General features: G+C 71.9%; 18 protein-coding genes, 1 tRNA gene and 1 riboswitch. Of the genes, 12 read left to right on the plus strand and 7 right to left on the minus strand.

The genetic code is table 11. The features are described 5' to 3' along the window. The coding region (locus IEY93_RS34360) for an ABC transporter substrate-binding protein (protein ID WP_189167345.1) at positions 1 to 1,066 on the minus strand (1,066 nt) is incomplete at its 3' end. A 416-nt stretch (positions 1,067 to 1,482) separates the two neighbouring features. Here IEY93_RS34360 and IEY93_RS34365 point away from each other — a divergent pair. Then, positions 1,483 to 2,301, plus strand: a complete 819-nt coding sequence (locus IEY93_RS34365) for an MOSC domain-containing protein (RefSeq protein WP_189167346.1) — start codon at positions 1,483 to 1,485, stop codon at positions 2,299 to 2,301. 124 nt (positions 2,302 to 2,425) lie between these two features. Beyond that, positions 2,426 to 3,847, plus strand: coding sequence for a glycerophosphodiester phosphodiesterase family protein (locus IEY93_RS34370; RefSeq protein ID WP_229691710.1), 1,422 nt, complete (start codon positions 2,426 to 2,428; stop codon positions 3,845 to 3,847). Here the strand turns inward: IEY93_RS34370 and IEY93_RS34375 are convergent. Together IEY93_RS34375 and IEY93_RS34380 are read right to left on the minus strand one after the other, a co-directional pair. Then, positions 3,745 to 4,311: a cysteine dioxygenase gene (locus tag IEY93_RS34375; RefSeq protein ID WP_189167347.1), complete on the minus strand. Its 567-nt coding sequence runs from the start codon at positions 4,309 to 4,311 to the stop codon at positions 3,745 to 3,747. The genes IEY93_RS34370 and IEY93_RS34375 overlap by 103 nt on opposite strands. Beyond that, a complete protein-coding gene (locus IEY93_RS34380; RefSeq protein WP_189167348.1) occupies positions 4,308 to 5,252 on the minus strand; it encodes an amidohydrolase family protein in 945 nt (314 codons plus the stop codon). The genes IEY93_RS34375 and IEY93_RS34380 overlap by 4 nt, the downstream gene beginning before the upstream one ends. Positions 5,253 to 5,461: 209 nt before the next feature. On the opposite strand from IEY93_RS34380, the gene IEY93_RS34385 reads away from it, so the two are divergent. Continuing rightward, a complete protein-coding gene (locus IEY93_RS34385; RefSeq protein WP_189167349.1) occupies positions 5,462 to 6,475 on the plus strand; it encodes a LacI family DNA-binding transcriptional regulator in 1,014 nt (337 codons plus the stop codon). A gap of 115 nt (positions 6,476 to 6,590) precedes the next feature. Here IEY93_RS34385 and IEY93_RS34390 read toward each other — a convergent pair whose 3' ends face one another. Next, entirely contained in the window at positions 6,591 to 6,968 is a 378-nt protein-coding gene (locus IEY93_RS34390; protein WP_189167350.1) for a phage holin family protein, read from the minus strand. A gap of 222 nt (positions 6,969 to 7,190) precedes the next feature. On the opposite strand from IEY93_RS34390, the gene IEY93_RS34395 reads away from it, so the two are divergent. From IEY93_RS34395 to IEY93_RS34410, 4 genes are all read left to right on the plus strand, one after another. Continuing rightward, positions 7,191 to 7,466, plus strand: coding sequence for a hypothetical protein (locus IEY93_RS34395; protein WP_189167351.1), 276 nt, complete (start codon positions 7,191 to 7,193; stop codon positions 7,464 to 7,466). A 32-nt stretch (positions 7,467 to 7,498) separates the two neighbouring features. Beyond that, the gene (locus IEY93_RS34400) at positions 7,499 to 7,897 is read left to right on the plus strand and encodes an OsmC family protein (protein WP_189167352.1); all 399 of its coding nucleotides are present in this window, start codon (positions 7,499 to 7,501) and stop codon (positions 7,895 to 7,897) included. Positions 7,898 to 8,675: 778 nt separating this feature from the next. Beyond that, positions 8,676 to 8,820: riboswitch (cyclic di-AMP (ydaO/yuaA leader) on the plus strand. A gap of 336 nt (positions 8,821 to 9,156) precedes the next feature. Beyond that, positions 9,157 to 9,723, plus strand: coding sequence for a hypothetical protein (locus tag IEY93_RS34405; protein WP_229691711.1), 567 nt, complete (start codon positions 9,157 to 9,159; stop codon positions 9,721 to 9,723). A gap of 136 nt (positions 9,724 to 9,859) precedes the next feature. Next, a tRNA-Lys gene (locus IEY93_RS34410) sits at positions 9,860 to 9,936 on the plus strand. Between the two features lie 104 nt (positions 9,937 to 10,040). On the opposite strand, the gene IEY93_RS34415 is transcribed toward IEY93_RS34410, so the two are convergent. Then, positions 10,041 to 12,311, minus strand: coding sequence for a glycoside hydrolase family 6 protein (locus IEY93_RS34415; RefSeq protein WP_189167354.1), 2,271 nt, complete (start codon positions 12,309 to 12,311; stop codon positions 10,041 to 10,043). A 408-nt stretch (positions 12,312 to 12,719) separates the two neighbouring features. On the opposite strand from IEY93_RS34415, the gene IEY93_RS34420 reads away from it, so the two are divergent. Continuing rightward, a complete protein-coding gene (locus IEY93_RS34420) occupies positions 12,720 to 13,016 on the plus strand; it encodes a hypothetical protein (RefSeq protein ID WP_189167355.1) in 297 nt (98 codons plus the stop codon). Positions 13,017 to 13,211: 195 nt separating this feature from the next. Here the strand turns inward: IEY93_RS34420 and IEY93_RS34425 are convergent, their stop codons facing one another. Then, the gene (locus tag IEY93_RS34425; RefSeq protein WP_229691712.1) at positions 13,212 to 13,724 is read right to left on the minus strand and encodes a flavin reductase family protein; all 513 of its coding nucleotides are present in this window, start codon (positions 13,722 to 13,724) and stop codon (positions 13,212 to 13,214) included. A gap of 95 nt (positions 13,725 to 13,819) precedes the next feature. Continuing rightward, positions 13,820 to 14,860: a MupA/Atu3671 family FMN-dependent luciferase-like monooxygenase gene (locus IEY93_RS34430; protein ID WP_189167357.1), complete on the minus strand. Its 1,041-nt coding sequence runs from the start codon at positions 14,858 to 14,860 to the stop codon at positions 13,820 to 13,822. A gap of 558 nt (positions 14,861 to 15,418) precedes the next feature. Between IEY93_RS34430 and IEY93_RS34435 the strand changes: the two genes are divergently transcribed. The 4 genes from IEY93_RS34435 to IEY93_RS38925 all read left to right on the plus strand — a co-directional run. Then, a complete protein-coding gene (locus IEY93_RS34435; protein WP_229691715.1) occupies positions 15,419 to 16,951 on the plus strand; it encodes an acyl-CoA carboxylase subunit beta in 1,533 nt (510 codons plus the stop codon). Next, the gene (locus tag IEY93_RS34440) at positions 16,951 to 17,217 is read left to right on the plus strand and encodes a hypothetical protein (RefSeq protein WP_189167359.1); all 267 of its coding nucleotides are present in this window, start codon (positions 16,951 to 16,953) and stop codon (positions 17,215 to 17,217) included. Before IEY93_RS34435 ends, IEY93_RS34440 begins: the two co-directional genes overlap by 1 nt. A gap of 106 nt (positions 17,218 to 17,323) precedes the next feature. After that, positions 17,324 to 18,067, plus strand: a complete 744-nt coding sequence (locus IEY93_RS34445) for a thioesterase II family protein (RefSeq protein ID WP_229691713.1) — start codon at positions 17,324 to 17,326, stop codon at positions 18,065 to 18,067. Positions 18,068 to 18,147: 80 nt separating this feature from the next. Beyond that, positions 18,148 to 18,830, plus strand: a 683-nt coding sequence (locus tag IEY93_RS38925) for a beta-ketoacyl synthase N-terminal-like domain-containing protein (RefSeq protein WP_229691714.1), incomplete at its 3' end; no start/stop codon positions are given.

The raw sequence follows: 18,830 nt of genomic DNA on the forward strand, positions 1-18,830 counted from the left end.
AGTTCAGCGTGCGCAGCCGGGCCGCGACGGCCTGCCGGTCGCGCGGCGTGTCCACCCCGGTGAACGCCTGGTGGGCGATCTCGAACAGCGAGTAGACCGAGCCGAGGGTCTGCAGCCACTGCCGGCCGGTCGCCGACTGGTAGGCCTCCGCGAGGTTCCTGGCGCTCTCGCCGTCCAGCGAGGAGGTGTTCGGCATGTACGGGCCCCACCACGAGTCGGTCGCGATGTTCTCCACCAGGTTCCCCAGCGGCAGTGTGTCGGAGGGGAACAGCAGGACCTTGGCCACGGTGGCCAGCCGGGGACGGAACCCGGCGACCGCCGCCTGCCGCCACATGCGGTTGAAGTCGGGGGTCAGCGGAGCGTTGATGAAGATCTCACACCGCTCGCGCCGGAACTTGGCGATCATCGACTGGAAGTCGCGGCCCTCGGTGTAGGCGCCGCCGTCCACCCAGGTGTACCCGGCCCGCTCCAGGATCGGCGGCCAGGCCTGGCGGAAGGCGCGGCCGTCCGGGTCGTCGGGGAACATCGCCCCGACCACCTTGTTGGTCGACACCCTCTCCCACATCGGGACGAAGCATCCGCCGAACTGGTCGACGCCGAGGAAGAACATGGTGGTGTAGGTGAACGGGCGGGGGTGAGAGGGATCGGCCTGCCGGGAGAAGTACCACGCCTCCCACGGCACGACGGTCGCGACGCAGGGCACGCCCGCGCTCTCGCACTCCGCGGCCACCGGGTTGGTGGTCTCGGGCGCGGAGCTGGTGACGATCATGTCGGCCTTGTGGTGCTGGATCAGCTCCCGGGCCGCCCGCCCGGCGAGCCGCGGGTCGGACACACTGTCCTTCACCACGATCTCGACCGTGTACTTCCGGCCGCCGACCGTGAACCCCTGGGAGTAGGGCGGAGTCTGGCGTACGCGGTCCACGACGAAGGCGTCCCCGGAGGCGAAGTTCGCGAGCGCTCCGGACTGCGGGCTGACGAAGCCGATCACGATCGTGTCTCCGCTGCTCTGGAAGCCGCCGGTCGCCCCGCAGGCGGTGCCGGTCGCGGCCAGGGTACCGAGGCCCACGCCCTTGAGTAAGGCGCGGCGCGAGAGAGGTGAGCCGGGCAATGCAAGCCTCCGATATCGGGACACGCGGTCGAGGCCGGGGCCGATGGGACGCCTCCGGGCCGGTCGGCGGGGTGTGCCCGATCCGGCCGGAAGCGCTGCTGGTTCTCCCGGTACATGAGGGGTGATCGTGCTTTGTCCTGATGATTACCGATAAGGAGGGACGGTGGCTGCTGATCGGGAATCTTGGGCACGGTGTGTCGCGCCGTGCGGTCGCGGCAGCGGTACCCGGATGGGCCGGCGGGCGGTCGTCCCGGCCTCGTCGTCCGAGTGCTGCGAGCAGCGGCGGCGTCGGAACCGGAGCGGTTCGCGCCGGTGATCGGCGTCGCGGCCCAGGAGGAGAGCGCTTTCTCGACCCCCTTTCCTATCCTTTTCCTATGGAACTGGCGGAGATCCGCACCTACCTCGTGAAGTCCACGAAGGGCATCTCCCGCTCATCCGCCCACGTCCTCCCCTGGGGTCTGGACGGCGACCGCCGCTGGGCGGTGATGGACCCGAGGGGCGGGGTGATCTGGGTCGGTGAACACCCCCGGCTTCTCACGGTCTCGGCCGCCGAGACCCCCGAAGGCGGCCTCCACCTGTCGGCGGATGGCATGACCGAACTCAAGGTCCCCCCGGCCACCGGCGGCCCGATCCCGGTGGCCTTCCCCAACCTCGACCGGGCCGTGCTCGCCCACGCCGACGCCCACGAATGGTTCACCCGGCTGCTCGGCAAGCCCGCCCGCCTCATCTGGCTGGCGGACCCCGGGCACCGGACCGTCGCCGAGGAACAGGACGGTTACCGCGCAGGAGCCGGCAGCTTCGTCTGGGACACACCCCTCATGCTGATCTCCACGAGTTCGCTGCGGCGCCTGAACGACTGGATCGCCGAAGGCGCCATGACACGCCAGGAGCAGCCCCCGGACCCTCTCGGCATCGTCCGCTTCCGGCCCAACGCCGTCATCGACGGCGCCGAACCCTTCGCCGAGGACGCCTGGACGTCGGTGCGCATCGGCGAGATCGACTTCCGGGTCTCGGAGCTGTGCGACCGCTGCGTCACGACCCTCTGGGATCCGGTCACCCTGGACCGCGGCACCGAACCTTTGCGGACCCTGGCCAGACGCCGCCGCTGGGACGGAAAGACCTGGTTCGGCATCCGCCTGGTGCCCCGGAACCTCGGCGAGCTGCGCGTCGGCGACGAAGTCCGGCCGGGCTGACCGGTCAGGCGCTTCAGGGCCGCCGCCGGCGGTCCGCGAGCCGACGGGGGAGCGAAGGAGCGAGTACGGGGCGGCGCGCGTGTCATGCCGATGGAATGCGCCCTGACCAGCCCTAACATCGAGCGTGATCAACGTCAGAGTGCCCGTGACCGGCACGACGGCCGTCCTGCTCTCAGTCCTGCTGTCCCCGATGCCCGCCGCGTCCGGCCCGGTATCGCATGCTATGGCCGGCTCCTCGGCGTCCGGGGCGTATGGGGTCACCGCGGGCCACCTCCGGCCGGTGTCCACGCGTCCGATTCCGGGCGTCGAGGCGCGTACGGTGCCGGGGGCCTCAGCGGGGGACTTCGGCGGGCGCCCGGCCGTCATCGGGCACCGCGGCGCGTGCGCGTACCGGCCCGAGCACACCCTGCTCTCCTACCGGGCCGCCGTCGAGGCGGGGGCCGACTACGTCGAGCCCGACGTGGTGTCCACCAGGGACCACGTGCTCGTCGTCCGGCACGAGAACGAGATCTCGCAGACCACCGACGTCGCCCGCCATCCCGAATTCGCCTCGCGCAGGACGACCAAGGTGATCGACGGCCGCTTCCTGACCGGCTGGTTCACCGAGGACTTCACCCTGGCCGAGTTGCGCACGCTGCGCGCGGTGGAGCGGATGCCGGAGATGCGTCCGCTCAGCGCGGCCTTCGACGGCCGGGAGCCGATCGCCACCTTCGAGGAGGTGGTCGCGCTGGCCGTACGGTCGGGCGTCGGCGTCTACGTCGAGACCAAGCACCCGGGCTACTTCGCCTCGATCGGGCTCCCGCTGGAGGAGCCGGTCCTTTCGACCCTGGCCGCGCACGGCCGGCGGGAGCGGTCCGACCCGGTGTTCATCGAGTCGTTCGAGACGGCGAACCTGCGGGCCCTGCGCGCCCGGACCCGCCTGCGGCTCGTCCAGCTCTACGAGTCCACCGGGGCGCCGCGCGACCTGGTCGTGCAGGGGGACCCGCGCACCTACCGCGACCTGGCGACGCCGGAAGGGCTGGCCCAGGTCGCCTCGTACGCCGACGCGGTGGGCGTCCCGACCGGCCTCGTCATGCCGGTCGACCGGGACGGCCGGCCGGGCCCGGCCACCACGCTGGTCGCCGACGCGCACCGTAGTGGCCTGGCCGTCCACGTGTGGACGGTGCGGCCGGAGAACGCCTTCCTGCCCTTGCCGTTCCGCCGTGGCGATCCCGCGGCCCGCTGGTACGCGCGGACGCACGGGGACGTGACCGGCTGGCTGCGCGTCCTGTACGGGCTGGGGGTGGACGGGGTGTTCACCGACGACCCGCTGGCGGCCCGGCTCGCCCGCGACCTCACCGTGGCCGGCGCCGGTGGGACGGCCGGGCGTGGCGAGCCGTCTCGCCCGGCTTCCGGCCCGTGGCCGCCCGGCCCGGCTCCCGGCCCGGTGCGCTCTCCGGAGGATCAGGCCAGCGCCACGGCGGGCGCCGGCCCCGCGGCGACGGGGACGGTCTCCCGCGGCGTGGCGTCCGGCTCGGGGTCGATCGGGCGGAGTTCGTCGGCGTAGCTCACCGAGGCGCGGCGCATGACGCCGTCCTCGCTGATGGAGTACTGGCCGAGCCGCCACAGCGGGGGAGAGTAGGCGTGGATCGACACGCTGGCCGCCGCGTGGCCGTTGATCCGGTGGATGTGGTCCGGGCCGAACGACAGGAATTCGCCCTCGGAGACCAGTGTCTCCAGCGGGGCGCCGCCGATGCGCGGGTTGGACTCCTTCAGCGCGCCGGCGACCACGCGGACCGCCCCGGAGGACACGTCGTGGTCGTGCCAGCCGGTGTCGTCCTCGGGGCGCCAGCAGATGACCCAGATGTCCACGAAGGAGTCGCGGTGGAGCGAGGCGTAGTGGCGGGCCTCTCCGCTGTCGCCGAAGGCGACGTGCGGCCGCCACAGCTCGGGACGGCCCGCGAGGTCTTCGACGAGGGCGCGCAGTTCGTGCTTGTCCAGGTAGCGGTCGGGCAACGACTCCCAGGTCATCGGTGCGGGGCTCCTTCCAGGTCGAGTAGGCGCTGGGGGTTGGTGAGCGAGATCTGCTGCTCGATCGCCTCGCCGAGCAGCGTGCGGGCCGGCGCGGCGTAGGGGGCGTCCGAGCCGAGGACCACGACCTCGACGCCGACCACGCGGGTGATCGCGTCGATGGCCTGGTGGCCGTAGGAGGAGGTCTCCAGGAAGGCGTCCGGGTCGACGGCGCCGCGGGTGGAGCCGCCCCTGGTGATGAAGCGCTCCACGTGCAGGGGGGCGAGCCCGGCGAGCAGCGCGAAACAGACGCGCAGGCGGGGGTGCCGGGGGCGGCCGGACGCCGCGAAGGCGTACCAGGCGGCGTGCATCTGCTGGACGTACGGCACCACCGCCGGCCACCAACCGAGCTCCGCGGGCTCCGCGGGCTCCGCCGTGGTCCCGGAGCCGGTCGGCGCGCTGTGCGCGGCGGCGGGGCCGGGGTGGACGAACAGCGGCAGGCCGCGTTCCTGGAGCAGGTCGAGCAGCGGGGCGACCCGGGCGAGGCCCCCGGCGTCCAGCAGGGCGGTCGCCGGGAGCTGGAGCCCGGCGAAGCCGGCGTCCAGCGCGTCGGCGGTGCGGGCGGGGTCGATCTCGCTGACGCAGGCGGCGGCCCAGGCGCGGAACGACGGCGGCAGTCCGAGCGCGCCCTGGTGGTAGGCGTCGATCAGCGGCCAGGCGTCCGCCGGGGGCAGGTGCTCGATGCCGAGCGGGCTGGACAGCGACACCAGCGCGAGGCCGAGGCCGTGCTCGCGGTTGAAGGCGAGGCGGCGGCCGAGGTCGTGGTCGAGCGGATCCACCTCGTACGGCGGCTCACCGTCGAGGTGCAGCATCCATCCGCGCAGGTAGGGCGGCGTGGCCCGCTCGCGCAGTGCCGCCGCGAACGCGGGCGTCCAGATGTGCTGGTGCACGTCGATCCGCATGCCACCTCCTCGCGGGACCACTGTAACCTATAATACCTACACATATAGTCGGTATCCCAGTACCCGCCCAGTGAAACGGTTCACTGATACGTTTCAGTGAACCGTTTCAGTAGCCCGCCCGTCAACCGGTGCGCAGGGGGATCGCGTACGTCAAGCCAAGAGGACGGGCACTCCGCCGGAGCGGCGGGCGGACGGCATAGGCTGGTCGGATGCCGCGTTCCCAGTCGCGCAAACGGGCGACCATCCGTGAGGTGGCGCAGGCGACCGGTCTGTCCCCGGCGGCGGTCTCGTACGCGCTGCGCGGTATGCAGGTCTCCGAGGAGACCATCGAGCGGGTGCGCCGGGCGGCGGCCGAGCTCGGCTACGAGGCGGATCCGATCGCCCGCGCCCTGGCCAGCGGGCGCACCGGCATGATCGGTGTGCTGTGCGGCTCGCTGGAGGATCTCTGGCAGCAGTCGCTCGCGATCGAGCTCGGGCGCGCCCTGAGCGACAGAGACCGCTATGCCCTGATCCTGGACGCCGGGAACGACCCCGCTCGTGAACACGCGCTGGCGACCCAGCTGCGCGACCAGCGCGTGGACGGGCTGATCGTCCAGCCGGTCGATCCCGCCGCGCGCTTCTGGGCGGAGCTCGCCGAGGGCCTGCCGGTGGTGGCCATCGGCGACGCGCTCCTGGACGCGCGTACGGCCGGTGAGGTGGTCTTCGACAACCGCAGCGGGGTCACCCTGGCCCTTTCCTACCTCCGGGAGAAGGGGCACCGCCGCATCGCCGTGCTGACCCCGACCCGCCCCAGCACCCCCGACCGGCCGGCGGACGTCCACGTGACCGCCGAGGCCGAGCGCCTCGACCTCGCGATCGACGTGGTGACCACCCCGGACGGGCTCGCCGCCACCACGGCGGCCGCGCACGCCCTGCTCGCGGGGAGCTCCCGGCCGAGCGCGGCCTTCTGTTTCTCGGACTCGATCGCCTACGGGGTCTACGCGGCGGCGGCCGAGCTCGGCCTGCGCATCCCGGACGACATCTCGGTCATGGGGTACGACGACCACCCGATGTCGGGGCTGCTCACCCCGGGACTGACCACGGTGAACTGGGACATCGACGGCATCGTGCGGGCGGCCGTCCGCCTGGCCGTGGCGGCGTCGGACGGGCCGCACCGCAGGCGCCGCATCATCCAGGCCCCTGAGCTGCGCGAACGCGACTCCGTGGGCGGCGTGCGCGACTGACCCTGGAGCACGCGCCGCGGGAGCGGCTTTCGCCCGTGCGCCGGCCGGGCGGGCGCGCCGTCCGGCACACCGGCACTAGGAGAGCGGCGGCGCCCCGTGGGCTCCCGCTGCGCTCTCAGTCGTCGTTCAGGCCCAGCAGCATGTCGAGGATCCAGGTGATCACACCGACGAGGATGGCGCCGAGGAAGGCCGCCCAGAAGCCCGAGACGTGGAACGGCAGGTCGAGCTGTTCGGCGATCCAACTGGTCAGCAACAGCAGCAGGGCGTTCACCACCAGGGCGAACAGGCCCAGCGTGAGCACGTAGAAGGCGCAGCCGAACGTCTTGATGATCGGCTTGAGCACCGCGTTGATGATGCCGAATATCAGGGCGACCGCGATCAGCGTGCCCACCGAGGCCGTGGTGGTGGCCCCCGAGACGGTGATGCCGGGGATCACGCGGGTCGCGGCCCACAGCGCCGCTGCGACGACAAGGATCTTGATAATGATCTTCACCTTGCCGATGCTCCCACCACTCGCCGGTCGGCGGTAGGGGCGCAGGACCTGGGGCCCGCGGTTTCCCGCCCCTGGAAGATCCACTTTGTCGGGCGTTCACCGGCCGGACGCGGGCGGCCGTGCCCGCTGATGATCGGCTTGGTACGGGCGCCCGGTACGTGATCGACTGGGGGGTATATCCCGCTGATCGCCGGGAAGGTCGCTAACGAGAGGTGAAACGGTATGAACCAGGACGAACTTGAGTCGCTGTCGCCCAGGGAGCTGCACGACCGGGCGGTGCACTACGCGGTGACGCACGGCGACCTGGGCTTCCTGTGGGACCTGCTCAAGGTGATCCCGGCCGCCGAGGCCGCGAGCGGCCACTCGGCCGAGACGGCCAACGACCTCAGCCGGGTTTCGGCGCTGCTGAGCGACGCGGTGGCCTCCGGTGAGGGTGAGCTGGGCGAGGCGCTGCGGCCGGTCTATGTGGAATACCTCTCCAAGCACCCCGATGCCTGACGGGGACGCGGCGTGCTTCTAGGCTCGATGCCATGGCATCGGTGAATGTTGAGCGTACGGACAGTGGATACGAGGCGCGCAACGGGCGCGGGGCGGTCGTCGCGATCGGCTCCGGCGACGAGGAGGGCGCCTTCACCCCGGTGGAGCTGCTCCTGGCCGCGGTGGGCGGCTGCAACATCGTGAGCGTCGAGCCGCTGACCGCCCAGCGCGGCCACCGGCTCGTCCGGCTGGCGATGACGGTCGAGGCCGAGAAGGCCGAGCCGAACCTGCTCGGCACGGTCACGATCACCTACGACGTCGAGCTGCCCGAGGGCGACGAGAAGGCGGACGAGGTGTTCCGGGCGGTGGCGCACCGGGTGCACGAGAAGTACTGCACCGTCAGCCGCACTCTGCAGGAGGGCGTCGAGGTCGCTCTCGAGATCCCCGAATAGCCGCCGGGGCCGGCCGCAGCGGTCAGGCCCGTGGACCTAGACCGAATCTATACCGTGGGATGACGAGCGCCTCAGGCCCCGGTATGTAGTGTTAAGGCAGGTCAAGGGGGATGCGACCGGCGCCCGGAAGGGCGCTGCAGAGCTTTCACCAGAAGGACGCGGTGGGGGACCGCGTCCGCTCAGCGGGACCGCCCGATGCCTTTGGGGGAAGGCATCGGCGCCGGACCGTGAAGAGGTCGGGGCCGGACAGGCGGGGGACTGTCCGGCCCCGACGCATTGTCCGGCCCGGGTGCGTGCCGTCCGGTGCCGAGCCCGGCCTCGGGCCGATGTCCCCCGGCCTTCCCCAGGTGCTCCCTTCTTCCTCCCCGCGCCGATGTGCGTGTCCGCGGGGCGCCCGGTGCCCGTGATGCGGGCAGGTGTCCTCTCGGCCGATGGCGGCCGTGGAACCACGGAACGGGGAAGCGGCGACGCGTCACGTGGAGCGAGGAGTCGTGGGGCTTTCTTGGCCGACGTACGGGTCCGCCGGGGGCGAGGCTCAAGCCGGGTAAAGAGATCGTGATTCGCCGCTCTGACACCGCTTGTCACACCGGTCACAGTGGCGATGTCCCCGCCAACGCGCGACCGCCTACCAGGAAGGGGAAAACGCCGTCTCTGTCGGCTTATCTACCCCTTTGGTAGATCTTCGTATGGTTTATTGATACTTCGTTTGCTTTGTCCGTTCTTGACCGGTAATGTCAGACATCACAACGGACGGTGACCTGGTCTTCAGCCGGAAGGCCGCCGTCCAGCGTCGAGTCCCAGGGGTCCACCAGACCCACGGGAGCCGGGGAACCAATCTTTCCGGGGTGAATCCGCGCGAGCGGTAGGGCGACTCCACGCCCGAACCCGTCAGCTAACCCGGTAGGCGTCACTGGAGAGGAGACACGAGTGGACGACAATCCGCCTCACTCAGTAGTCCTCCGGGCGACCTTGGGCCCGGATCTCGCCGTCAGAAGCGGCACGCGCGTCGGCTTGTAACAAGCCCGACCAGGCGATTTTCCCGCCTTGCGACGCGGTGGCCTCGCCACCGTTCCATCGACCCACGTAAGAAAGCGCTCGCGCGGCACGACCGTGCCCTCGTGGCACCGTCATGCCCCGGAGAACGCTTTCCTGTCCCGGCACCGAACCCCCTGACGATTTCGGGGCCCGGGGTCCCTTGTCTTCTGATGAAAGATCCTGACCTCCCTATGTCTTCTTTCATGAACACCCCCGCTTGTCGTATGGCTTCGAGCATCGTCGGCGCCGCAATGGTCTGCACCGCAGTGGTCGGCACCGCCGGTACGGCGCACGCCGCCAGCCCCGCGCGGCCGGAGGCCGCCTCCACCGAGCGCGTCCTGCTGAAGGGCTCCACCAAGGCGTCCTACTTCTGGGACGACGCCTCCGGGCGTCAGGGTGACACCGGCCTCCCGGCCATCGGCAAGCCGATGCAGAAGGGCCTGTTCGCCAGCCCGAGCTGGCCGCTCGGCACCGAGGGGTACGTCGTCTACAACGGCAGGAAGGCGCCGTTCTTCATCGGCGACCGCGGCCCCGGCATCCCCTCGGAGAGCGGCGTCATGCTGGACATCGACGGCAAGACCTTCGCCGAGCTGACCGGCGGCGACTTCGACGACTCCTCCCTGATGGTCACCGGCTTCGGCGCCGGTCACATCAAGGTCGACTACGTCATCACCAAGTGGGGCGACGGCGTCGGAAAGAAGAACTACCCGGTCCCCTTCTCGGCCGGTGCCTGGGGCGTCTATGACCGCAAGCCGGCCAAGCCCATCGTGACCCTCGCCTCGGTCCGCTGACCCCGAGCGGGCCTCGGCCCTCCCTCCGGCGCCTCCCCTCCGCCGGAAGGCGGCGTGCCGGTACTTCCCCCTGGTACCGGCACGCCGCGCCGATGTGCGTAGCTTCGTCGGGACTGCTAAAGTCGCCGTAGTCAACGCGCCGCTAGCTCAGTTGGTTAGAGCAGCTGACTCTTAATCAGCGGGTCCGGGGTTCGAGTCCCTGGCGGCGCACCACGGTCACTACCGATGACCCGGGCACTCTCCCATCGCGGAGGGTGCCCGAAGTCATTTCCGGGCCGGCCCCGCGTTCCCCATGCCGGGGGAGGCCGCCCGTGATCTCAACGGCCTCCCGGAGCCCGCTGGATGAGGGGCGGGACGGCGTTCTTCGCCTGGTCGAGGGCGCGGTCCGGCCACCACTGGCCGGCCGCCGGGGTGACCAGGCCGTACACCGGGTCGGCGGGCCCGGAGGTGCCGCGGGTGCAGCGGCCGTTGGAGAAACCGGGGCTGTTGAGCCAGAGCAGCGCGTCGGCGAGCCGGTGGCCGGTGCCGGTGGTGGGCCGCGCCCCGGCGCCCCGGCCTGGGGGATTGCACCATTCGTCGGGCACCGGATAGCGCCCTCTCGGGGCCGCCCACTCGCCCCTGCCGTTCCTGCTGGTGTCGACGACGAAGTGCGGGAGACCCGCGAGGCCGTCCGGCACGTCCGCGATCTGGGCCGGCGCGCACGTGGCGGTCCGCGACGCGGTCTTGAGGTACAGGCACTTGGACATCCGCACGCCGTACGCGAGGGACCGTTCGGTGGTCCGGTAGCCGACCATGTTGACGTAGAACCCGTCCGCCCGGCGCAACCCGGCGTTGAGCAGCCGGTCGGCCGTGTCGCCGAACGCGGGCCAGCCGTCCAGGCCGCCGTCGAGGTAGACGGCGGTGTGCCGCAGGGCGCCCAGGCTGCGCACGGCGTACGACAGGTCGCTGTACCGCTGTCGCCCGGCCTCCTCGCCGCCCTGCGGGCACTGCGGGCTGCCGGGCATCCGCGCCAGGCTGCTGGGCTCCAGCATCACGACCGCAGGCCGGCCGCCGATGCCCTCGGCCACCGCGTCGATCCACGCCTGGTAGTCGCGCGGGCTCGCGGCCCCGCCGTTCCAGCAGTCGCGGCCCGGGATGTGGTTGGTGACGAAGACCGGGACGGTGCCCGCCTGTGCGGCCCCGGCGACCGCCGTGCGGGTGACGCGCGTGACGTCGGCGGGCGAGCCGCCGGTGAGCCACATGGCCTGCGGGATCCGGGACAGGGCCCGCATCAGTGAGCCGTCGGCCGTCCTGCCCTGGGCCGACCAGGTGCGCGCCTGGCGGGCCGCGTCGGTGTCCGGCTGGACATAGAACCGCACTCCGCCGGCGTCCAGCGGATTGTCCCCGGCGGGCCTGGTCACCGGCCGCGCGGCGGGGGTGTCGCCGGGCGGCGCGGTGGTGGGCCCGCTTCCGGCCGTGCCGGTGGTGGGCTCGTTCCCGGCGGCGGGCCGCTCCGCGGTGCTCCTGGCCGGCGGCTCCGTCGTGGCGGAAACGCGAGGGGCCAGCGGCGGCGGGACGAGCGAGAGGTTCAGCCGGCTGCCGGCGATCGCGCCCGCCGTCCCGAGGGCGAGGACGGCCGCTCCGGCGCCGGCCCACAGCAGCCGGCGCGTCCCCGCGGCGCGGCGACGGGAGGAAGCGCGGGACCGGGCGAGGCGCCTGCGCAGGCGGGACGGGGCGAACCGGCGGAGGGAACGGGCCGGGGCGGGCCACCAGGAGCGGCGCCGGGCGGGGGAGGGAGCCGGAGGGACCTCCATCCCGGCGCCGGTCGCGCGCGCCTGCCGGTGGGCGGTGCCCGCGGCCAGCGTCTCGATCACCTCGGCGGCCGTCGGGCGGGCGGCCGGGTCCTTGTCCAGCGCCCGCGTCACCAGTTCGCCGAGGACGCCGTCCAGCGGGGGAAGGCGCGGCGCGTCGTGGACGACCCGGTAGAGCACCTCGTGTCCCGCTCCGGCGCCGAACGGCGGTTGCCCGCACGCGGCGAAGACGACCACGCCCGCCCAGGAGAACATGTCGGAGGACGCCGAGATGGTCAGGCCGCGCACGTGCTCGGGGGACATGTAGGCGGGCGTCCCCATGACCGTCATGGAGTGGGTCGAGGTGTCCGGCAGGGTGGCCAGCCCGAAATCGATCACCTTGGGGCCGACCGGGGACAGCAGCACGTTCGACGGCTTCAGGTCCCGGTGGATCACGTCGGCGGCGTGGATGGCCCGCAGTGCCACCGCCATGCTCATCGCCAGGCCCTCCAGGGCGGACCCGGCCAGGGGGCCGCGCCTGCTGACCGTCTCAAAGAGCGTGGGCCCCGGTACGTACTCGGTGACGAGGTAGGCGGTGTCCCCGTCGACGTCGGCGTCGATCACGGGCGCGGTCGAGAACGGGGCCACCCGGCGGGCGGCCGCCACCTCGCGGCGGAACCGCCGCCGGAAGTCGGGCTCCCGGGCCAGGTGCCGGTGGATCACCTTGACGGCCACCTGGACGCGCGAGGGCCCCTCGGCGAGGTAGACGACGCCCATGCCGCCCTCGCCGAGCCTGCGCAGGACGCGGTAGCCGCCCACCTGCCACGGATCGATGTCGGGGGACCTCCTGCCCGCCGGATGCCCGTGCCCGGCGTCGCGTGCCGTCGCCGGCCCGTGGAGATCGACGCCGGGATCCCTCCGGGACCTGATCGTAATCGGATCCTCCTCTCGGCGCGGCGGAGACCGCTTGAAGAGCGATACGGCCGCGCGGGCGCCGGGGTTCAGCGGCGGCACGGCGTCCAGCTATTCGGACATATGGGAAATACCGCCCGGAATCTTATAATAAGATGTTAAGTAGGCTCCAAGACGTCGTTATCCTCGTTTGTCGGGAGAGGGCGGTGGAGAGATCCGGGGTGGGCAGATTTCGAACGAGTCGCCCGGCCGTTCATCTCCTTCCGGGAGCCGAACGGCGATTATCGGGCGACCCGACGTCAAGGGGGAAACGCGATGCCCGCCATCAAGAAATACGCCGCGACGCTCGCCGTCACCGCCGCGCTCACCGGCGGCCTCATCGGTCTGAGCAGCGCGACGGCCACCAGCGCGTCCGCGTCCGCCGCCGTCACCACGGGGGGCGACTGGGGCGGCGGAGGCGGCGGCCACCACGGCAAGTGGGGCGGCTGGCACGGGGGCCACCACAACAACTGGGGCGGCGGCGGATACGGCTACGGCTCCGGACTGGACGGCTTCGGCCTCGGCCTCGGTCTCGGCTTCCCGCTCTGGGGCTTCGACGACATCTGGTGGTGATCACCCGCGCGGACCGGGCGCCACGGCCTGATCGGCGGGGCCGACCCGCGTGACAAGGGAGACCGACGACTTCATGTGGCCTTTTCCGGCCGGTGACGATCAGCCGGAAAAGGCCGCCAGGTGATTGCGAGAATGCCCTGGAGTGCCTGCACTCCAGGGCATTCTTCACGGGGAATTCAGCGGACGGACGCCACGTCACCAGCCCGGGTGGCAGCCGCGCCCGGCCGGCGCGGCCGCCAGGCTCTCGGCGCACATGCGGCCGAGGCGCCCGCCGTGGAACACCAGCGGGTCGTCGTCCACCTCGTTGGTGGTCATCGCGACCACGCTGGCCAGGATCAGCTCGTGATCGCCCACCACATGGCAGACGGACATGACGCAGTCGAGCCAGGCGAGCGCGCCGCCGATCGCCGGATGGCCGCCGTCCGGCGCGGACCATTCGACGCCGGCGAACCGGTCGCTCCCCTTCGCCGAGAACGACCGGCACACATCCGCCTGCCCGACGCCGAGCACGCTGATCGTGAACGCGCCCGCGTCCCTGATCCGCGGCCAGGTGGTGGAGGTGTGCGCGGCGCAGAACCCCACGATGGGCGGATCGAGCGACACGGAGGTGAAGGAGTTCACCGTGAACCCGTGCGGCTCCCCGTCCGACATCGCCGCGATCACGACGACACCCGTCGGGTAGCGCCCGAGCACCCGTCTCAGTCTCACGCTGTCGATCATCACTGCTCCCGGAACTCGGCGACGTGGTCCGGTGGCCTACCCGGCCGCCCATGGCCGCCCGGCGGCGGTCGCGGCGCGCCGGGTCACCGCTCCTCCCAGGCCCGCTTGAGCCGGTCGAGGTGGCGCAGGCCGTCCAGCACGGCGTCGGTGTCCGGCACGAAGTCGATCAGGCAGCCGATCTCGTCCACGCCGATCTCCTCCAGCGAGCGCAGTACGGCCAGGCCGTCATCGACGGTGCCGAACAGCCCGCCGGTCTCGAAGTACCGGTCGAACGACACCTCGATGAGGAAGTCGACGTCCTCCGGATCCATCGACTCCGGATCGATGCCGGGCATCAGGTCCTGCGCCGCGGCCAGCACCAGCCCGAGCGAACTGCGCAGGTAGTCGGTGAACGGCCGGTGGATCGTCTCGCGCACCTTCGCGCGGTCCTCGCCGAGGAAGGTGTGCAGCATCAGCACGACGTGGCCGTTCCCGTCGTGCGACGCGGCGTAGTGCTTGCGGTAGTCGGCGACCTTCTGCACCAGGTCGTCCAGGCTCTGCCCGAGCAGGTGGGTGAGGACGCCGACGCCGAGTTCGCCCGCCTGGCGGAACGTCTCCGGGTTGCCCGAGCTGGTGAGCCACACCGGCAGCTCCCGCTGCACGGGGGCCGGATAGCTCCGCACCATGGTCGGTTCGCCGGCCCCGTCCGGCAGCTCCACCTGCTCCTGCCGCCACAGCCGCCGCACCGTGTCGATGGTCTCCGTCGTCACCCGCCTGCGCTCGGCGTAGGCGTCCGGGCGCAGCGCGAAGTCCACCAGGTGCCACCCCGGCGCGAAGGAGATGCCGGCCCGGCCGCCGGACAGGTTGTCCACGACCGCCCACTCCTCGGCGATGCGCACCGGGTGGTGCAGCGGGGCCACCACGCTGCCGGCGCGGATCGCGACGCGTTCGGTGACCGCGGCGACCGCCGCGCCGGTCACCGCCGGGTTCGGGTAACGGCCGCCGAACTGGTGGAAGTGCCGTTCCGGCGTCCACACCGCCGAGAACCCGTGGGTGTCGGCGAACCGTGCCCCTTCCAGCAGCAGCCGGTACCGGTCGGTTCCCGTCCTGACGTCGTCCGCGAAATAGAACAGGCCAAAGTCCAACGGTCTCTCCTTAGCTGCCGCGCGAGGCACCCGGCCGGGCGCCGGCGCGCGTCCGCCGGGTGGGCGTCATCGGTTCCCGGCACCGCGCCGGCGGGCCGGAAAGCGCCGGTGCGACTCCGGTACTCATCAGAGAAACGGTTGCGCGACCGGGGTACCCGTACCACCCTTATGGCCCCCTGCCTCCCCGCGGCGGGGCTTGCCCACCGGCCCCGGACGGGGTCCCGCAGACCCGGGTACCTGCGGAGCGAGGGCCCGGCCGGACCGGCACGCGAGCTTGACCTGCGCCGTCGCGACCGGCGGACCGGGCGTGCCGCCGGGCGTCTCCACTCCCGGCAGGTAGGGGTCGGGTAGGGGAATCACGCCGCCACAGTTAGGGGGTCGGCCTCGTAGCCGCCCGGGGAGCACATCCACTCCAATGGGGCGTGACTTGGGCGGGTCGTCCAGTGCACCCGATGGCCGGCGCATCGTCGAGAACCCGCTCATCGCCGAAAGGACATGCGCGACGTGACTTTGACCACAGAACGCGGGCTGGGGGAGGCCGTCGACCTACGGGCGAAGGTGGCCGACCTTGGGCTGCGAAAGGATCGAGCGCGCGGCCGTGACAGCAAGCGGGCGACCGAACAGCAGCGCGCCAGGGGGAAACTCACCGTCGACGAACGGCTGGAGCTGCTCTTCGACCCCGGCACCTTCACCGAGATCGAGCCGCTGCGCACGCACCGCGCCACCGGCTTCGGCATGGAGCACCGGCGTCCGGCCGGAGACGGCGTGGTCACCGGCTGGGGCAAGGTGGAGGGCCGCACGGTCTTCGTCTACGCCCACGACTTCCGCGTCTTCGGCGGCTCGCTCGGTGAGGCGCACGCCCAGAAGATCCACAAGCTGATGGACCTGGCGGCGTCGACCGGCGCGCCGCTGGTCAGCCTCAGCGACGGAGCGGGCGCCCGCATTCAGGAGGGCGTGGCCGCCCTGGCCGGCTACGGCGGCATCTTCCAGCGCAACGTCCGGGCGTCCGGGGTGATCCCGCAGATCAGCGTGGTGCTCGGCCCCTGCGCCGGCGGCGCGACCTACTCGCCCGCCCTCACCGACTTCACGTTCATGGTGAAGGACATCTCGCAGATGTACATCACCGGGCCGGGCGTGGTGGAGGCCGTCACCGGCGAGAAGATCAGCCACGACGGTCTCGGCGGCGCCGATGTGCACGGCCGGGTGTCCGGAGCCGCCGGTTTCGTCTACGACAGCGAGGCGGACTGCCTGGAGGAGGTCCGCTACCTGCTGTCCCTCCTGCCGTCCAACAACCGGGAACTGCCGCCCGGCCTGCCCACCGCCGACCCGGCGGACCGGCGGTGCGAGGCGCTGCTCGACCTGGTGCCGGTGGACCTCAGCCGGTCCTACGACATGCGCGACGTGATCCGCGAGATCGTCGACGTCGGCGACTTCTTCGAGGTGCACAGCACGTGGGCGACCAACGTCATCTGCGCGCTGGCCCGCATCGACGGCCAGGTGGTCGGCATCGTCGCCAACCAGCCCGCGTCGATGGCGGGCGCCCTGGACATCCACGCCTCCGAGAAGGCCGCGCGGTTCGTCCAGTTCTGTGACGCGTTCAGCACACCGCTCGTCACGCTGGTCGACGTACCCGGCTTCCTGCCCGGCAAGGACCAGGAGCACGGCGGCATCATCCGCCACGGCGCCAAGCTGCTGTACGCCTACTGCAACGCCACCGTCCCCCGGGTCCAGGTCATCCTGCGCAAGGCCTACGGCGGCGCGTACATCGTCATGGACTCCCGCTCGGTCGGGGCCGACCTGTCCTTCGCCTGGCCGACCAACGAGATCGCCGTCATGGGCGCGGAGGGCGCCGCCGGCGTGGTCTTCCGCAAGGAGATCGCCGCGGCCGCCGATCCGGAGGCGACGCGCGCCCGGCTGATCGAGGAGTACCGGCAGGAACTCATGCACTCCTACTACGCCGCCGAGCGCGGGCTGGTGGACGACGTCATCGACCCGGCCGACACCCGCGCCGTCCTGGCCGGCGCGCTCGGCATGCTCCGCACCAAGAACGCGAAGACCCCCTACCGCAAGCACGGAAACCTGCCGATGTGATGACCGGTGACGACCAGGCCGCGCCCCGCGGAGAACGCCCGGTGCGCTTCGTACGCGGCGCGCCCCGCCCGGAGGAGGTGGCCGCGGTACTGGCCGTCCTGCGGCGCCCGCGCCCGGCCCGGACGTCACCCGGCGACGCGAGGCGGGCCGGCCCGCGAACCCCGGCCGTGATCTGGGACCTGCCGCGAGGCACCTGCGAGGCGCCGCATGGCCTCCGGGACGAGTGGGAGGCGTTCCGCCCGCCCACCGCGTGGTCGTCCCGCTGAACACCGCCCGGCGGCGGCCCACCGAACGTGGACACCGTCCGGCCACGGACACCGTCCGAGCTCGGCGACCCCACCCGAGAGCGGACCTCAACGGAAGGAATGTCGAGTGACCCCCGAAACCGGACGGTGGATGCGGCGGTTCCGGCCCGCGCCGGACGCCCGCACCCGCCTCATCTGCTTTCCGCACGCCGGCGGCTCCGCGGCCTACTTCCACCCGGTCGCCAAGGCGCTCACCCCTGGCCTCGACGTCCTCGCGGTCCAGTATCCGGGCCGGCAGGAACGCCGCCAGGAGCCGTGCATCCAGGACATCCCCACCCTCGCCGACCGCCTCACCGCCGAAGTGCTCCCCCTCGCCGACCGGCCGATGGCCTTCTTCGGCCACAGCATGGGCGCGGTGGTCGCCTTCGAGGTCGCCCGGCGGCTGCAGGCCCGTGGCATCGCACCGCAGGTGCTGTTCGCCTCCGGCCGGCGCGCGCCCTCGTGCCTGCGCACCGAGACGGTCTACAAGGAGGGCGACCAGGCGCTCATCGCCGAGGTGCGCCGGCTGGGCGGCACCGACGTGCGCATGCTCGAAGACCCCGAGATCGTGGAGATGATCCTGCCCTCGCTGCGCGGCGACTACCGGGCGATCATGACCTACCGCTGCCCGCCCGACGCGCGCATCGACGCCCCCGTCATCGCACTGACCGGCGACGCCGACCCGCACGTCACGCTCGACGAGGCCATGCGCTGGAAGGAGCACACCAGCGGGCCGTTCGAGATGCACGTCTACTCCGGCGGCCACTTCTTCCTGAACGCCCACGCGGCGGCGGTGATGCGGCTGATCACCGAGAACGTGCCGGCCACGTAGGCCCCGTTCCGCACACCTCCCGCGAACAGCGTCCCCATTCCCAGGTCCCCTGCCGGCAGCGCGAAGAGTACGAGGCGAGAATGGCTGCGAACGACACCAAACTCATCGAGGCCCTGCGGTCGTCCCTGAAGGAGACGGAACGGCTGCGCGCGCAGAACCGCTCCCTCACCGAGGCGGCGCGCGAGCCGATCGCGATCGTGGGTATGGCGTGCCGTTTCCCCGGTGGTGTGGTGTCGCCGGAGGGGCTGTGGGAGCTGGTCGCGGGTGGTGGCGATGCGATCGGGGAGTTCCCGGTCGATCGTGGGTGGGATCTGGAGCGGTTGTACGACCCGGACCCGGGTCACCACGGCACCTCGTACGCGCGGCACGGCGGCTTCCTGTACGACGCCGGCGAGTTCGACGCCGGGTTCTTCGGGATCTCGCCGCGCGAGGCCCTCGCGACGGATCCGCAGCAGCGGCTGCTGCTGGAGACCTCGTGGGAGGCGATCGAGCGGGCCGGGCTCGACCCGCACGCGTTGCGTGGCAGCCGTACGGGTGTGTTCGCCGGGGTCATGTACCACGATTACGCGCCGGGGTTGTCGTCGGTGCCGCAGGAGCTGGAAGGGCTGGTCGGTACCGGTAGTTCCGGGAGCGTCGCCTCGGGCCGTGTGTCGTACACGTTCGGCTTCGAGGGTCCTGCGGTGACGGTGGATACGGCGTGTTCGTCGTCGTTGGTGGCGTTGCATCTGGCGGCGCAGGCGTTGCGTGCGGGTGAGTGTGATCT

This window comes from Sphaerisporangium melleum (assembly GCF_014646695.1).
GTDB lineage: Bacteria > Actinomycetota > Actinomycetes > Streptosporangiales > Streptosporangiaceae > Sphaerisporangium > Sphaerisporangium melleum.

Excerpts from the sequence above, each read along its gene's own strand:
- IEY93_RS34405 (WP_229691711.1), top strand. The coding sequence starts at position 9,157 with ATGGCTTCGAGCATCGTCGGCGCCGCAATGGTCTGCACCGCAGTGGTC.
- IEY93_RS34365 (WP_189167346.1), top strand. The coding sequence starts at position 1,483 with ATGGAACTGGCGGAGATCCGCACCTACCTCGTGAAGTCCACGAAGGGC.
- IEY93_RS34395 (WP_189167351.1), top strand. The coding sequence starts at position 7,191 with ATGAACCAGGACGAACTTGAGTCGCTGTCGCCCAGGGAGCTGCACGAC.
- IEY93_RS34400 (WP_189167352.1), top strand. The coding sequence starts at position 7,499 with ATGGCATCGGTGAATGTTGAGCGTACGGACAGTGGATACGAGGCGCGC.
- IEY93_RS34385 (WP_189167349.1), top strand. The coding sequence starts at position 5,462 with ATGCCGCGTTCCCAGTCGCGCAAACGGGCGACCATCCGTGAGGTGGCG.
- IEY93_RS34375 (WP_189167347.1), bottom strand. The coding sequence starts at position 4,311 with ATGACCTGGGAGTCGTTGCCCGACCGCTACCTGGACAAGCACGAACTG.
- IEY93_RS34440 (WP_189167359.1), top strand. The coding sequence starts at position 16,951 with ATGACCGGTGACGACCAGGCCGCGCCCCGCGGAGAACGCCCGGTGCGC.
- IEY93_RS34380 (WP_189167348.1), bottom strand. The coding sequence starts at position 5,252 with ATGCGGATCGACGTGCACCAGCACATCTGGACGCCCGCGTTCGCGGCG.
- IEY93_RS34420 (WP_189167355.1), top strand. The coding sequence starts at position 12,720 with ATGCCCGCCATCAAGAAATACGCCGCGACGCTCGCCGTCACCGCCGCG.